The 14549-nt window shown below is 37.9% G+C and carries 13 protein-coding genes and 2 pseudogenes; 7 read left to right on the top strand and 8 right to left on the bottom strand.

Annotated features, from left to right (window positions below; all coding sequences use genetic code 11):
- Positions 1-494: 494 nt before the first annotated feature.
- The 4 genes and pseudogenes from mnmA to P20652_RS08255 all read left to right on the top strand — a co-directional run bounded on the left by mnmA (position 495) and on the right by P20652_RS08255 (position 4844).
- A complete protein-coding gene (gene mnmA / locus P20652_RS08240) occupies positions 495-1595 on the top strand; it encodes a tRNA 2-thiouridine(34) synthase MnmA (protein ID WP_008169185.1) in 1101 nt (366 codons plus the stop codon).
- Positions 1595-2197 carry a high frequency lysogenization protein HflD gene (hflD, locus tag P20652_RS08245; protein WP_008169184.1) on the top strand — a complete coding sequence of 201 codons (603 nt, stop codon included), beginning with the start codon at positions 1595-1597 and terminating at the stop codon, positions 2195-2197. Before mnmA ends, hflD begins: the two co-directional genes overlap by 1 nt.
- A 31-nt stretch (positions 2198-2228) precedes the next feature.
- Positions 2229-3598 (top strand): annotated as a pseudogene (gene purB, locus P20652_RS08250) (adenylosuccinate lyase).
- A gap of 88 nt (positions 3599-3686) precedes the next feature.
- A complete protein-coding gene (locus tag P20652_RS08255; RefSeq protein ID WP_008169180.1) occupies positions 3687-4844 on the top strand; it encodes a cupin domain-containing protein in 1158 nt (385 codons plus the stop codon).
- Between the two features lie 200 nt (positions 4845-5044).
- On the opposite strand, the gene P20652_RS08260 is transcribed toward P20652_RS08255, so the two are convergent.
- From P20652_RS08260 to P20652_RS08270, 3 genes and pseudogenes are all read right to left on the bottom strand, one after another.
- Positions 5045-5488, bottom strand: coding sequence for a DUF4826 family protein (locus P20652_RS08260; protein ID WP_008169178.1), 444 nt, complete (start codon positions 5486-5488; stop codon positions 5045-5047).
- Between the two features lie 117 nt (positions 5489-5605).
- Positions 5606-7010, bottom strand: a pseudogene (locus P20652_RS08265) (M28 family peptidase).
- Positions 7011-7128: 118 nt separating this feature from the next.
- Complete coding sequence (locus P20652_RS08270; RefSeq protein ID WP_008169175.1) at positions 7129-7521, bottom strand: hypothetical protein; 393 nt, start codon at positions 7519-7521, stop codon at positions 7129-7131.
- 147 nt (positions 7522-7668) lie between these two features.
- Between P20652_RS08270 and P20652_RS08275 the strand changes: the two genes are divergently transcribed.
- Positions 7669-8466, top strand: coding sequence for a hypothetical protein (locus P20652_RS08275; RefSeq protein ID WP_008169173.1), 798 nt, complete (start codon positions 7669-7671; stop codon positions 8464-8466).
- 6 nt (positions 8467-8472) lie between these two features.
- Here the strand turns inward: P20652_RS08275 and P20652_RS08280 are convergent, their stop codons facing one another.
- Positions 8473-8940, bottom strand: a complete 468-nt coding sequence (locus tag P20652_RS08280) for a GFA family protein (protein ID WP_008169171.1) — start codon at positions 8938-8940, stop codon at positions 8473-8475.
- Positions 8941-9353: 413 nt separating this feature from the next.
- Between P20652_RS08280 and P20652_RS08285 the strand changes: the two genes are divergently transcribed.
- Together P20652_RS08285 and P20652_RS08290 are read left to right on the top strand one after the other, a co-directional pair.
- Positions 9354-10190, top strand: coding sequence for a hypothetical protein (locus P20652_RS08285; protein ID WP_008169169.1), 837 nt, complete (start codon positions 9354-9356; stop codon positions 10188-10190).
- A gap of 148 nt (positions 10191-10338) precedes the next feature.
- The gene (locus P20652_RS08290) at positions 10339-12186 is read left to right on the top strand and encodes an ABC transporter ATP-binding protein (RefSeq protein WP_033017524.1); all 1848 of its coding nucleotides are present in this window, start codon (positions 10339-10341) and stop codon (positions 12184-12186) included.
- Between the two features lie 121 nt (positions 12187-12307).
- Here P20652_RS08290 and P20652_RS08295 read toward each other — a convergent pair whose 3' ends face one another.
- The 4 genes from P20652_RS08295 to P20652_RS20965 all read right to left on the bottom strand — a co-directional run bounded on the left by P20652_RS08295 (position 12308) and on the right by P20652_RS20965 (position 14463).
- Positions 12308-12727: an MAPEG family protein gene (locus P20652_RS08295; protein WP_008169165.1), complete on the bottom strand. Its 420-nt coding sequence runs from the start codon at positions 12725-12727 to the stop codon at positions 12308-12310.
- 367 nt (positions 12728-13094) lie between these two features.
- Positions 13095-13637 carry a GGDEF domain-containing protein gene (locus P20652_RS20975; RefSeq protein ID WP_008169161.1) on the bottom strand — a complete coding sequence of 181 codons (543 nt, stop codon included), beginning with the start codon at positions 13635-13637 and terminating at the stop codon, positions 13095-13097.
- Between the two features lie 74 nt (positions 13638-13711).
- Positions 13712-14215 (bottom strand): tetratricopeptide repeat protein, encoded by a 504-nt coding sequence (locus tag P20652_RS20970; protein WP_237707124.1) that lies wholly within the window; start codon positions 14213-14215, stop codon positions 13712-13714.
- 20 nt (positions 14216-14235) lie between these two features.
- Entirely contained in the window at positions 14236-14463 is a 228-nt protein-coding gene (locus P20652_RS20965; protein ID WP_008169157.1) for a hypothetical protein, read from the bottom strand.
- Positions 14464-14549: the final 86 nt, after the last annotated feature.

The raw sequence follows: 14549 nt of genomic DNA, 5'->3' as shown, positions 1-14549 counted from the left end.
CTCATAAAACAAACGATAAGCTGACTTTTTTAAATCTAAAGACTTACTTGTTAATAAAGAGTCTGAAGCAGGGGCAATTTGGCTTTTGTGATGTTCAACTAACGATCTGATCTTATTTATTTTGTAAGCATTATTCATATATTCATTCCATTGACTATATTAAAGCAATATTGATGGTTCCCGGACCATTCAACCTTTACTATTAATTATTCTATATTCAATCTAGTACTTTTTAAAGGAATTACTATTAATAATGTTTAAATATCTCATGATTTTTTCTGTTATTAAATCTGTTATTAAAATTACACCGTTAGAACTAGGTATATCATCTTAATGCCCAACACTGGTTTAAGATAACTTTGCTATTTGTTATATCAATAAAATACCCACTAATTATGTTGTTTGCGTCCTTAGTCTCTTTAAGCACAAACAAAATACATGCTATAATCGCGGCCTTTCCAAGTTAACAGCAATCTGTATAAGCGAAATTATTCATGAGCGAAAATAGTCACATTAAAGTCATTGTTGGCATGTCCGGCGGTGTTGATTCTTCTGTATCTGCATATTTATTACAACAACAGGGCTACCAAGTAGAAGGCCTGTTTATGAAGAACTGGGAAGAAGACGACAATGATGAGTACTGTGCCGCTGCTGATGATTTAAAAGATGCGCAAGCGGTCTGTGATAAATTAGGCATTGAGCTTCACACTGTTAACTTTGCAGCAGAATATTGGGACAATGTATTTGAGTACTTTTTAGCAGAGTACAAAGCCGGCCGTACACCTAACCCTGATATTATGTGTAACAAAGAAATTAAATTTAAAGCCTTTTTGGAATTTGCAGCACAAGCACTCGGTGCTGACTTTATTGCAACCGGTCACTATGTTCGCCGTGAGCTTCGCGATGACAAATACGTAATGTGTCGCGGACTTGATAACAATAAAGATCAAAGCTACTTCTTATATACTCTAAGCCATGAACATATTGGCCAAACGTTATTCCCTGTAGGCGATATCGAAAAACCAGAAGTACGCCGCATAGCAGAAGAACAAGACCTAATCACTCACGATAAAAAAGACAGTACAGGTATTTGCTTTATTGGTGAGCGTAAATTTAAAGACTTTTTACAAAAGTTCTTACCAGCACAACCTGGCGTTATCGAAGACACAGACGGTAATAACGTAGGCGAACACGAAGGCTTAATGTACCACACACTTGGACAACGCAAAGGCTTGTTAATTGGTGGTATGAAAGAAGGTTCTGGTGAACCATGGTACGTAGTAGATAAAGACCTTGAGCGAAATGTACTTATTGTGGGCCAAGGTAAAGATCACCCTCGCCTATACAGTAATGGTCTTAATGCAAACCAACTTCATTGGGTAGACCGTATTGGCCCTAAAGGCACAACTCGCTGCACAGTTAAAACACGTTACCGCCAAGAAGACTTAAGCTGTACCCTACTTGTAGGTGAAGACGGCATGGCACGCGTGTTATTCGACGAGCCACAAAAAGCAGTGACGCCTGGTCAATCTGCCGTATTTTACGCAAAAGATGTGTGTTTAGGTGGTGGTATTATTGACTCGGTGATTAAGTAATGAACGAACACCAAGTCATGGCGCTTGCCGCCATGTGCCAGGTTGCTAAACAAGTTCAAAAAATTGCCCAGTACGGCAGCAGCAACGAACACGACTTAAAAATCTTACTTTCAAGTATTATTCAAACATCGCCGGCATCGCCAGAAGATGTTTACCAAGGTACTAACAACTTACGTGACGGCTACAAAACATTAATGGCGCAGCTAACCGCTGGCGCTCAAAAAGATGTTGAAATAGTAAAATACGTTGGTGGTTTAATGCAGCTTGAGCGCGCACTCAGCGCAAACGACAAAAGCTTAAACGAATTAGGTAAACGAATTGATGATATTCATCGTCGTTTAGACCACTTTGCGATTACCGACGACACCGTTGTCGCCGGCTTAGCAGATATATACTCGTCGGTGCTGAGCCCCCTTGGGCACCGAATACAGGTTTATGGTAAACCCGAGTTACTAAAACAGCAGCTCACTCAAAATAAAATCCGTGCGTTATTATTAGCCGGTATTAGAAGTGCAGTATTATGGCGACAAATGGGCGGTAAACGCCGTCATTTTTTCTTTGCAAAAAGAAAAATACTCGCCATTGCTAAATCAAAAATTTAACTATCGTTCAAACTAAAATTTAGGAGTTATTATGGAGCTTTCAGCGTTAACGGCTATCTCTCCAGTGGATGGTCGCTACGGCAGCAAAACCACTGAACTACGCAGTATTTTCAGCGAATTTGGCTTAATTAAATACCGCGTAATTGTTGAAGTGCGTTGGTTGCAAGCGTTAGCTGCAGCAAGCGATATTAAAGAAGTGCCTGCATTTAGCGAACAAGCTAATGCACTTCTAAACGCTATTGTAGATAACTTCAGCGAAGCTGATGCACAGCGCGTTAAAGATATTGAACGCACTACAAATCACGATGTTAAAGCGGTTGAATACTTACTAAAAGAAAAAGTAGCCGATAACAGTGAACTTCATGCAATAAACGAATTCATTCACTTTGCTTGTACTTCAGAAGATATTAACAATCTATCTCATGGTTTAATGCTTAGCGAAGCACGTAAAAACGTTTTACTTCCTTATTGCGATGAACTTTTAAGCGCAATAAAAGCTAAAGCGATTGAGTACAAAGCAATCCCAATGATGACTCGTACGCACGGGCAACCTGCTACACCATCAACAATGGGTAAAGAATTTGCTAACGTATACATGCGTTTAAAACGTCAACGCGGGCAAATTGCACAAGTAGAGATGCTAGGTAAAGTTAACGGTGCTGTTGGTAACTACAACGCTCACCTTAGCGCATACCCAGATTACGACTGGCATACACATGCGGATAAATTTGTATCAAGCTTAGGTTTAACACTAAACCCATTTACTACACAAATTGAACCGCATGACTACATTGCTGAGTTGTTTGACGCAATTGCACGTTTTAACACTATTTTGCTCGATTTTGATCGTGACATGTGGGGTTACATAGCCCTAAATCACTTTAAGCAAAAAACAATTGCTGGCGAAATTGGCTCATCTACAATGCCACATAAAGTTAACCCTATTGATTTTGAAAACTCAGAAGGTAACTTAGGCTTAGCAAACGCAATTTTTGCTCATCTTGCACAAAAATTACCAGTATCTCGCTGGCAGCGTGACCTTACTGATTCAACGGTATTACGTAACCTAGGTGTAGGTATGGGTTATGCAATTATTGCATACCAATCAACACTTAAAGGTGTAAGTAAGCTAGAAGTAAACGAGCAACGTTTAGCTGACGAGCTTGATCAAAACTGGGAATTACTTGCCGAGCCGATTCAAACAGTTATGCGTAAATATGGCATTGAAAAGCCATACGAAAAACTTAAAGACTTAACACGCGGTAAACGTGTGAACAAAGAAATAATGGCTGACTTTATCGATGGTTTAGACCTTCCTGAAGACGCTAAAGTAGAAATGAAAAACTAACACCTGCTAATTACATTGGTCGTGCTGTTGAGTTTATTGATGATTTAGTTTAAAAACTAAATTGCTCTTTTAAAAAGCGAAAGGATCATCCTTTCGCTTTTTTTGTTTTAACCCCATTGCACTAACTAGTAGGCATAATGTATGTATCAATTAAAAATAAATAATTTGTCTGAGCAAGAGTTTTTAAGCCATTTTTGGCAAAAAAAGCCGCTTTTAATCAAACAAGGTTTTGCTAATTTTCAAGACCCGCTTGATGCTAATGAACTTGCCGGTCTCGCAATGGAAGAAAGCATAGAGTCACGTATTATCACCAATCATAAAAATGATTGGCAAACGCACCAAGGACCATTTGAAGACTTTGAGCAGTTAACAGACGATCACTCTACTTTACTCGTGCAAGCAGTTGATCACTGGCATAGCGAGGCTGCACAACTACTAGAACCATTTAGGTTTATTCCCAACTGGCGCATAGATGATTTAATGATCAGCTATTCAACGCCTAATGGTGGTGTTGGGCCGCATTTAGACCAATACGACGTATTTATTATTCAAGGCGAAGGCAAACGTCATTGGCGTGTAGGCCTACCCGATCCAACACTTAAGCAGTTTGCTCAAAACAAAAAATTACTGCAAGTAGAAGCATTTGAAGCCGTAATAGATTGCATATTAGAGCCTGGCGATATTTTATATATTCCACCGGGGTGCCCTCACGAAGGTTATGCTGTAGAAAATGCACTAAATTATTCAGTTGGTTTTAGAGCGCCAAATCAACAAGATTTATTATCGAGCTTTGCCGATCATATTATTGATACCGAAAGCGGCCAAAAACGTTATACCGATCACAACATCACATTAAGAAAATCAAAGGGTGAACTGACAAACCTTGAAGTTGATAAAGTTAAAACACTGATGGCAGCACTTTTAGAAAATGACGATTTATTTAAACAATGGTTAGGCTCAACGCTTAGTCAGCCCAAACATGAAATGGATTTAGCGCCAGTAGAGCCTCCATTTACGTCAGAGCAAATAAGCGATGATTTAAGTAATAAAGAAGCAGTGTTTGAACGCTTAGGTGGCACTCGCGCTATTTATCAGCAACTCGATACCGAAGTTTTACTAAGTGTAAATGGCGAAAATTACGCTATGCCGTTAACCGACTTAGCGGCGGTAAAACTACTTACCGATCATACTGAGTTTGAAAGTTCAGCATTAAATTTAACAAATCCGAGTTTAGTTTTTACTCAAACCTTTACTACACTGATTAACGAGGGAGTTTGGTTTGATATAAACCAAGAGTAGTAATGCAAGTTTATTTTATAAACCCTCATTTTATGAAATAGGTATAAACAGGGAAATGTATTTATAGAGGCGGGAGTTTTTTTAGGCTGCGTATGTAGCAACCTGCTTTACACTTTTATACAACGCCGTTTACTTTTATCTATAAACTAAAAAGGGTAATAATTAATTATTACCCTTTACGTTGTTACTCAATTCAAGTTTTACTTAGACTCATTAGCCCACAGTGGTTCATTATCATACATTTCGTACAAGCCATGTGCTCTATTTATGAGTAAGTTAGCAAAATCTACCTGTGTTTTGTCGCGCGCGCCTGTATTCATAATTTGATCCGCTTTTAATTGCCACTGCATTGAAAAATACCGCATTGCATCGCGAGCGTCTTTAGCTGCACTAACTTCAGCATGATCTGTAGGTAAGCGCCCTGTTACTACCCAATATGTTTTACCGTTCTGGGCTTTAAATTTCCACATTGCACAAAGAGGTGCCAAAAACCGGCTATCTTTATCAACAACCGACTTTGGTATAATGCCCTTTTCGGCTAAATGCTTTTGCGCATTTTGAAAACATTCACGCTGCCATACAACTCGTTGTTGCTCAGCTAATGCTTGCTCTTCAGGTGTTAATTGTTTTTGTTGTTGTTCCATTATAGTGACCTTATTACTTCTTTTTAAACACTGTAAGGTCTTAGTAAATAAGGTGCAAGCATTAAACGGGCTGCTTGCACTTTAAAGACTCTGACTGCTTTTTTTTCATACAGCTCGCTATTTTATATTATGGTCAAACGAACCGACATCAACCCGGAAAAACCACTGGTGACTCAACACCGTCTTTACTAACAGAGGCTACACCAAAGTAATAATTATCAATTACTACATTTTCAAGCGTATATTTTGAAACATTACCCACGTATTTACTAAACTGCCATTGCGGCTCGCTCGTATAACGCCAATAAATTTTATATCCAGCAATGTTCTCGTCATCATTTTTTGCCCATGAAAAAGAAGTATTAGCAGTAACAGCGCCCGTTATTTTAACTTCTTTTGCCGGTGCGGGTGCCCACGCCATAGACGCCATCGTTACCGCATTAAGTGAAGTTAACTTAGCCGTATAATCAAAATCAACACCTTCAATGGTATCGCCATACTCAACACCATTTTCAGTGCGTAAATCTTGATGCTGACGATCGTAGTGCTCGTTAGTTTCCATAATACGCACCGCTGCAAAACCTGCATCATTAAATGGACGATGATGCCCACCACGGCCAAATCTATCTAATCGATATACAAGCATTGTATCTAAATTAGGAATGTATCTGTCAGCAATAGTATCTATGTAGCGAGCTAAATTACGACTCGCAGAATCGACTTCACCACCTGTAAAGCGCCGAGTATTAGCTTGCTCTTTTGTTTCTACAACACGGGTACCTTCTGAAAATATACGTGCAGTCGTGTTATTAGTTACCCCATTAATACCGGTAATATTGCCAATCATATCGTTGTTTAAAACGCCATGAACTTGCCAGTTATGCTTTTGTGCATAAGCCGTTAATATTTTACCGCCAAACAAACCTTGCTCTTCGCCCGAAAGCGCCGCATACACAACAGAGCCATTAAATTTGTATTTACTTAAAACACGAGCTGCTTCTATTACTCCTGCAACGCCCGATGCGTTATCATTTGCCCCAGGAGAGTCGCTAGTAAAGTCCATAACATCACTTACACGTGAATCTATATCACCCGACATCATTACCATGCGATTCGGCTCGCTCGACCCACGTTGAATAGCCACTATGTTAACCACTTCAACAGGATTAGGAATGCGTTTTTCGCCCGATATAGTGTCCTTTACTTCAATAATTTCCAGACAACCACCACACTGCACAGATATTTTTTCAAATTCTTTTTTTATCCAACGCCTAGCCGCACCAATACCTCGCGTATCCGATTTAGTCTCTGAAAGCGTATGGCGAGTACCAAAATCCACTAGCGTTTGAATGTCACTACCGATACGGGTAGCCGACACTTCACTTGCTATATCGTGTAACTTTTGCTGATCCGTATAGTGTAATTGCGTTTCACCATGTGCTGATAATGCAAGTGTGCAAGCGCCTGCAATTGCAGTAAATTTGAGTAACGTTGTTGTGACTTTTAAAGGTGTTCTAAGCATTTATTAGCTCCTAATTATTATAGTGTAACCATTACTTAACTAAGATTTTATGGCAATACATTTGAGGTAGATGTAGAAAGGAGCACGCTAAAGCGCAGTTATAATATTCGTTTAAGAATTAATTGAGTCGGACAATCAACATAATACCGGTCAAAGGAATTAACCCAAACATCCACAGCTTTATTCCTAAAATATATTTTTTAAAGCTCCCTTTATTTATACAAGATCTAACTCTACTTCTATAACCGTTAAAATCACCCAAAATTAAAAATATAATTCCAATGACGACTACGTAAAATAAAGCGCCAACAAGTAAAGGATTTTGCTTAAAAGTACTGATTATTTTATCTAAGTAGTGAATGTCAAACGTCATAGCTAAAAGAAAACTATATACAGTAGATATCATAGCTAACAATGCTGCAGCATTTATGGCCGTATTTTTATTTCTTGAGTCTAATTTTTTCATCCACTGAGCACACACAAAATGAACAGCGCAAATAAATGTTCTCATTTTCAATCCTTGAATAACTTCTAACTAATTAATTGCTAATACAATATTATATTTAGAGGTTAAATTACAAACCTTGTTGAATAATAATAGATAAAAAATTGTTTTTCATGGCACACTGTCATTGTGTTTATATTAATAGTTTAAGTTATGCGTCAGCTAAAAGAAGATACAATTAAAAGTAACCTTATTGAGTCGCAGCAAAGTGCATACGGCCCCGTATGCGTGTATCAAAATAAAGAATATCGGTGGTTAACGCTTGCACAAAAAACCAATGAAGACATAACAATTCAAGGCGTTATGAACCTTATACACCCTGAGCAAGTAATAGTACCTGTAAACCAGTGTATGATGTTATTTTTACTTAAACCGGTAGATACACTAAATATATTAAATTTAGGCTTGGGCACTGCAGGGTTTGAGCGAATTATGTATCACTTACAAAGTAATACGCCTTACATAAACACCATCAATACATTTAACACGGTAGAAATAAATCCTAGTATTGTCTATGTTGCTAAAGAGTATTTTAACCTGCCAAATAGCCACAGCACTTTTTTACAATGTGCCGAGCTATATATTAAGCAATGCGTAGCTCTGTTTAACGTAATCATTATTGATATTTTTAGCGGAGAGTATCATCAACCCTTTTTAACCAGCCATAGCTTTTGGCAAAATCTAAAGCGCTGTAGTGAAAAGAACACGCAAGTAATTGTTAATTTAAACCCACAAACAGGTCAAGAATTACAAAGCCTATTAGTACTATTAAGGCAACATTATAAATGCTTAGCGCTAGTAGAATTTAACGAATACAAAAATATAGTACTTGTGTTAAGCCAGCATACGCTAATGCACATAAACATTGATGAAATACAAAACTCACCTGTGTTTATAAACTTTGCACCAACCCTATATAAAAGTATTAACAGCATTTACCACATTGAATAAAAAGCTTTACCGCCCAGGTTCATGCTTTTCATAGCACGGTAAACTTGTTTCGAGCAGCTCCCAGTTGGCTTTAGACGTAACAAAATTATGCGATAAAACCTGCTCAGCAATCTCGCTATCAAATATTCCTAAACGAATTCGTATTCTGCTTTTGTCATCACTGTTGCTACTGTAAACAGGCGAGCCGCAACATTTACAAAAATAGCGTATGCGCCCTACTTTAAAACTATACTCGCTAAGTAGTGCCTGCCCTCTAGTTATTGTAAACTCATCTGTATTTACAAAGCCATTGGTTGCAAATGCTGTCCCGCTGTTTTTTCTGCACAGTGAACAATGACAATGAATAATAGTAGGGCGTGTTGTTCTTTGGTGGTTGAATTTGCAGCAGTGTGTTTGGTATTTAGGCAAGGCAGAGCCTATGATATGTGGTTGTTCCCCATACATAGGCGATAACGTAGCATAAAGACCAAACATGCGCTGCCCTTTGGGTTCTTTCTAGGGACGATTGACTCTTTGTTGCTCGGTTTTTACTTAGCCCACTAGGTTACAAACCTTGCGCCGCGATTAAATCGCCCCTAGATTGAACAAATTTCAATCCATAAAGATCAACACGCCCTAGTTATACTGCCCGACACTTCAACGCTTACCTCACCGCACAAACACGAACCCGTATACATAAAACGTCCTAATAATTTAAACTCAGCTAAAGTTTGCCAAGTTGATTAAATGCAACGGCCATATTACATTTTCAAGCTCTATCAAACCACACCTATTATTTTAATGATTGACATAAAAACATTAAATTGGTTACATAACCTTTACTTTAAAGTTATAGCCAAAACGATAATTGGTTAACCAAAAACACATAAACTTACTGAGAGCCAATTATGCATTTTAAACACATTTTATCTTTATGTTTGTTAAGCACTTTAGCATCGTGTTCAACCATTTCTAAAAACACATCGAGCGATTGGCTGCTTATTGATAATTTTGAAAACTCTCTTAGCAAGTGGCAAAGTGTCGATACCCAAAATGAAACCAAACCACAGGTTAAAAATCCACAAATAACGGTTATACAAACAGAAAAAATAAACGCAACCAAAAATCATTATTTGCTAAAAAAGCCTGCAGCTGAGGGGATTGTAGGAAATCGTAAAGCGCTTTCTTATACAAAACTTCCACAAGCGGTTGAAGTTGGTCAAACATACACATTTTATATGCGAATTAATGTAGCTGCTTTTCCTAATAACCACGCTTTTGGATTAAGCAACCTCACTCCAGAGCTTATAAATAAACATGCATACGATGCGTTTGAACCTACACTTCGCGTAACCGATAAAACAGAATCAAACGGCCTTGTGAACGATGGCGCCTTAATGGTTAAAACCGACAGCGGGTATAGCAACATTCAAAACTACACTACCAAACAATCAGCCAAGCCACTGCAAACAAATACCTGGTACGACGTATGGTATGTTGTTAATAATGCAGCAGCCTCAGAGCAAGGTCAGCAATACGATGTTTACGTAAAAGGTGGTGAATTTAGCAAGCAAACTCTAGTATATAAAAATGCACAATTTAGAATGAAACGCGAACAACCTCTTATATACTTTTTAGCAAACTGTAATACAGGCCCAATTAAAAAGCCTTACGGGAATGGTGGGCTAAAATACGATGATTTATACATGAGCGAAGGTACAAACCTAAATAACCCAATGCTATAAAAGTAAGTGAAGTGTTTTGGTGTTCTTTTAGACATAAGTTTATATTAATAACGCTCTGGCATATTCACAATTAATACCTTACAAACCTGCATTTAAAAATACTTAAATGGTATGATACTCGTCATTATTTGCCATTTAAGTTTTTAAAATGTATCGATTATTTGAAAAAATGACAAAAGCATTCCCTGAGGACCAACCCACTCAGCCGCCTTCGACTTTATTTGCTTTTTGCCGTCACTACACCAAAGGAATGGAATTGTCGTTGGTGCTAATGTCAATCAGCGCTGCCATGCTCGCTATTTTAGAGGTTTCTTTATTTAGCTACATGGGCCAACTTGTTGATTGGTTAACGGCTTACACTCCCGAAACCTTGTTTGTAGAGCAAAAGTCAGAACTTATCAAAATGGCGGTCATGCTGTTATTAGTATTGCCCGTTGTTGTATTTTTTCATTCTGCTATTTTGCACCAAGCCCTATTGGGCAATTATCCTATGTCGATTCGCTGGTTAGCGCATCGTTATTTACTACGCCAAAGTGTGAGTTTTTATCAAAATGAATTTGCAGGAAGAATAGCCACTAAAGTACTGCAAACCTCTTTAGCCGTTCGCGAAACAGTGACCAAACTACTCGATGTATTAATGTATATCGTGGTTTATTTTGGCTCTATGGTATTTTTAGTTGCCGAAGCCGATTGGCGCTTAATGATCCCGTTACTGGTTTGGTTAGCTTTATACATCTGCGTACAGCTTTACTTTGTACCGCGCCTTAAAAAAATTGCCAGCTCACAAGCCGATGCGCGCTCAGAAATGACCGGTCGTATTGTTGATAGCTACACTAATATTTCTACCATTAAATTATTTTCGTATACCCAACGTGAAGAGCAATACGCAAAACAAAGCATGGATGTATTTTTACAGCCTGTGTACAAGCAAATGCGCTTAGTAACCAGCTTAAACTTTGTTATTCAAAGCTTAAATTATTTATTAGTTTTTTCGGTTACCGCTGTGTCTCTTTATTTATGGTCGCTTAGTGCAATTAGCGCCGGTGCCATTGCCGTTGCTGTTAGCTTAGCCCTTAGATTAAACGGTATGGCGCAGTGGATCATGTGGGAAATAAGCAGCTTATTTGAAAACATTGGCACCGTAGCCGATGGCATGAAAACACTGTCAAATCCTATTGAAGTTGCCGATAAACCAAACGCCGATACGCTTAACGTAAGCCAAGGTGCCATTGAGTTTAACAACGTACACTTTAACTACGGTAAAGCAGCAAACGAGACTAATCGCAGCCCAGTAATGAACGGTTTAAACTTAAATATTAAACCTGGCGAAAAAATTGGTTTAGTTGGTCGCTCAGGTGCAGGTAAATCAACGCTTGTTAACTTGTTACTGCGATTTTACGATACTGACTCAGGAACAATAAAAATTGATGGGCAAAACATCACAGACGTTAGCCAAGAAAGCCTACGCCGCTATATAGCGATGGTAACGCAAGACACCTCCTTGCTACATCGCTCAGTAAAAGACAATATTTTGTACGGTCGCCCGGATGCAACCCAAGCTGAGATGATCAACGCCACCAAACAAGCTAAAGCACTTGAGTTTATAAATGACTTAGTAGATAGCAAAGGCAACAAAGGCTTTGATGCACAAGTGGGCGAACGCGGGGTTACTCTTTCGGGCGGTCAGCGCCAGCGTATTGCTATTGCACGCGTACTACTTAAAAATGCACCCATACTTATACTCGACGAAGCCACCAGCGCACTCGACTCAGAAGTAGAAGCCGCAATTCAGGCAAGTCTTGATGATTTAATGACAGGCAAAACAGTCATCGCCATAGCGCATAGGCTCTCAACCATTGCACAAATGGATAGATTAATTGTTCTTGATGATGGCGGCGTAGTTGAGCAAGGCACTCACGAAGAACTAATCGCTAAAGGCGGGATTTACGCAGCCCTTTGGACACACCAAACAGGCGGGTTTATAGGCGTCGATTAGCCATTAATATTACCTTACTTTAGACGTGGTTTATATTCTGCTTCTACTTTAAATAAAAAAGCGAAGATGCCTTAGAGGCTCCTCGCTTTTTTGTTTATAATTTATAAATAAAATCTATAAATTAAGAGATTAGCCTTAACCCTATCATTATCAGCATAACCACATTTGCAATCACACCAATTAAAAAGAAGTAACTACGTGGACTTGGGTTTTTCTCCGTTGCTATAGCGTAGTACAGCGCCATATGAATTAAACGCGCAATTAAGTACACCCAAATACATATTGCAAAAATCGGGCTTTGATAATTAATTACAAACGCAAATAACACCGTACCTATAAATAATGCGCTGTTTTCAAGCGTATTATGAAATGTTCTGTGCGCTCTAAATATAAAGCTGTCGTGCGATAAATTCTCGTCAATTTTACCTGGTACAGCATTAGGCTCTTTCGCTTTGCTAAACGTAGCCACACCCCACTGTACAAGCAACATAATTAAATAGAAGTAAAATGCCATGTAGGCCGAAAGTGCAACGTTAGTCATAATTAAATCCTTTGTTATTTTTTAATTTAACTAGAAATGCAATTTCAAGTCCAAAATTAACATATTGATATTTAAAAGATAAATAAATAAAAACTATTTTAAAATGTAAGTAACTCATAAAATTGTAAAAGTTTCATTCTATTATACTCAGTTCAATACTAGGGCGTGTTGTTCTTTGGTGGTTGAATTCACAGTAGGCTATTTGGTATTTAAGCAAGGCATAGCCGATAATGTAGGAGCATTCACTGAGCCCACTAGGTTAAACACCTCGCGCTGCAATTCAATCGCCCCTAGATTGAACAAATTTAAATCCACAAAAATCAACACGTCCTCACAAAATACAAACAAACTATATGTAGATGTATTTCTAAATCAATCTAGACTCTTCAAGCGACTGATCCCAAATTGATACTTTATTACGCCCTAAAGACTTAGCTTCGTAGAGAGCTAGATCAGCTTGCTCTATTAATTCGAAAGGGGTTTTTGCGTTAAATTTGATAGACGTAACGCCAAAACTACACGTGACAAAAATATTATCAAAAGTGCTCTTTTCTATTTTAGTGCGCATAGTCTCAGCAATGCTCATTGCCTGAAGTTGAGAAGTTTCTGGTAGGATAATACAAAACTCTTCACCGCCAAAACGAGCAGTAGTATCATTTTGACGAGCAAAATCATTCAAAATACCAGCAACACCTCGTAAAATAGAATCACCCGTACAATGTCCATAGGTGTCGTTAATACTTTTAAAATGATCAATATCGACCATTAAAATACTGTACTCATTCATTTTCTTTAATTGAGAAAAATCACGTTCTAAAACCTCAAATAAAACACGACGGTTATAGCAATCAGTTAAATGATCTCTTGAAGCTAAATGATCAAGTTCGCTACTGCGTTTTTTTAAATACAACAAAACCTCTGTAGATTAATAAAACACTGCCCAAACATATTGCTAATAACAGCGCTAGCGCAATATTTGCGTATTTATTTTTTGTCAAGCTCGAGTTCAGAAATAATCCTTGCTTGGCCTGAACTTTCAATTTCACTGTTTTTCTTTGCAAGTTCGAGTTGATGAAGTTTTTCTTTTTCTTTTAATGACTCCAACTCAATTTCCATTTTGTACGAATGTAAATGTGCTTTTTCGAGTGCAACTTCGTTTTTTTCATTTTCGTTTTGAATAATTTCGCTAAGTGCTATTTCTTTTTCTGCATAGTTTAATGACTCAGCAATATTTCCTCGCAACTTTTCTGCTATTCGCATTTCACGATACGCATAAAGAGTATGTAATTTGTCATCCATTTGAGTAGATAAGGCGAGTGATTTTCTAAGTAGGTCAACCGCCTCATCAGTATTATTACCAATCAAAGCAATAGCTAAAGCAATGAGGGATTTTACTTCATAAAGTTTATTGCCAGTCTCTCTTGCTAACGATAAAGACTCATTATAGTACTCTACAGCTTTACTTTTATTGCCTTGACCATTATAGATATTAGCAATAATTCGTGCTGTTACAGAGCTATATGACTTAAGGTTTTTATTTTATATGTTGTATAAGCTTTTTGTGCAAACGCCATTGCAGAGACAAAATCGCCAGACTCAAAATTAATAACCGCCATTTCTCTTAAGGCAGAAGCAAGAGTCTTTTCATCTACTTTCCCCTGAGGTAGATCAATCGTAAGTTGATAAAAAAATGCAGCCTGATCATATTGTTTTAATCGAGTATATATAAACCCCATCTGGTTAGCTGTTTTGGCAATACCAAGTTCATCATTTACTTTTTATAATATAAATATGCATCTACGGTACATGCTTTAGTGACTTT

The sequence above is a fragment of the Pseudoalteromonas sp. BSi20652 genome (assembly GCF_000239855.1).
Taxonomy (GTDB): Bacteria; Pseudomonadota; Gammaproteobacteria; order Enterobacterales; family Alteromonadaceae; genus Pseudoalteromonas.
This window is presented reverse-complemented; position numbering and strand designations above follow the sequence as displayed.

What these genes read in the sequence shown, in the direction of transcription:
- P20652_RS08295 (WP_008169165.1), bottom strand. Translation starts at nt 12,727, where the DNA reads ATGACTAACGTTGCACTTTCGGCCTACATGGCATTTTACTTCTATTTA.
- P20652_RS08260 (WP_008169178.1), bottom strand. Translation starts at nt 5,488, where the DNA reads ATGGAACAACAACAAAAACAATTAACACCTGAAGAGCAAGCATTAGCT.
- P20652_RS08280 (WP_008169171.1), bottom strand. Translation starts at nt 8,940, where the DNA reads ATGTTTGGTCTTTATGCTACGTTATCGCCTATGTATGGGGAACAACCA.
- P20652_RS08290 (WP_033017524.1), top strand. Translation starts at nt 10,339, where the DNA reads ATGTATCGATTATTTGAAAAAATGACAAAAGCATTCCCTGAGGACCAA.
- mnmA (WP_008169185.1), top strand. Translation starts at nt 495, where the DNA reads ATGAGCGAAAATAGTCACATTAAAGTCATTGTTGGCATGTCCGGCGGT.
- P20652_RS20965 (WP_008169157.1), bottom strand. Translation starts at nt 14,463, where the DNA reads ATGGGGTTTATATATACTCGATTAAAACAATATGATCAGGCTGCATTT.
- P20652_RS08255 (WP_008169180.1), top strand. Translation starts at nt 3,687, where the DNA reads ATGTATCAATTAAAAATAAATAATTTGTCTGAGCAAGAGTTTTTAAGC.
- hflD (WP_008169184.1), top strand. Translation starts at nt 1,595, where the DNA reads ATGAACGAACACCAAGTCATGGCGCTTGCCGCCATGTGCCAGGTTGCT.
- P20652_RS08275 (WP_008169173.1), top strand. Translation starts at nt 7,669, where the DNA reads ATGCGTCAGCTAAAAGAAGATACAATTAAAAGTAACCTTATTGAGTCG.
- P20652_RS08270 (WP_008169175.1), bottom strand. Translation starts at nt 7,521, where the DNA reads ATGAGAACATTTATTTGCGCTGTTCATTTTGTGTGTGCTCAGTGGATG.
- P20652_RS08285 (WP_008169169.1), top strand. Translation starts at nt 9,354, where the DNA reads ATGCATTTTAAACACATTTTATCTTTATGTTTGTTAAGCACTTTAGCA.